Origin of the sequence: Nocardioides imazamoxiresistens (assembly GCF_032378595.1) — a bacterium.
Lineage (GTDB): Bacteria > Actinomycetota > Actinomycetes > Propionibacteriales > Nocardioidaceae > Nocardioides > Nocardioides imazamoxiresistens.
In genome coordinates this window covers 1-319 of sequence record NZ_JAVYII010000013.1, presented here as the reverse complement: position 1 = coordinate 319, position 319 = coordinate 1, and the positions used below count along the sequence as shown (strand labels likewise).

The following is a 319-nucleotide window of genomic DNA, read 5'->3' as shown; positions in this document are numbered from 1 at the left end:
AATTCCCGACGGCGGCGGCTGGCGCAGCCACGGACGCGCCCAGGGCAAGAAGAACCGACGCGGCATCAAGCACGGCTACTGGTACATCCACAACGCCGTCGACGATCACACCCGCCTGGCCTACAGCGAGCTGCTCACCGACGAACGCAAAGAAACCGCGGCAGGGTTCTGGAACCGCGCCAACGCCTACTTCGAATCAGTCGGCATCACCGTGCGACGCGTCCTGACCGACAACGGTGCTTGCTACAACTCCCGACTCTTCGCCACCACCCTCGGCGAGAACATCAAGCACAAACGCACCCGCCCCTACCGGCCCCAG

Annotated in this window: 1 protein-coding gene; it reads left to right on the top strand. The window is 64.6% G+C overall.

The genetic code is table 11. The annotated features are described in order from the left end of the window. Positions 1-319 (top strand): DDE-type integrase/transposase/recombinase (locus RDV89_RS20185; RefSeq protein WP_315736114.1); only part of this gene is annotated, 319 nt, incomplete at both ends.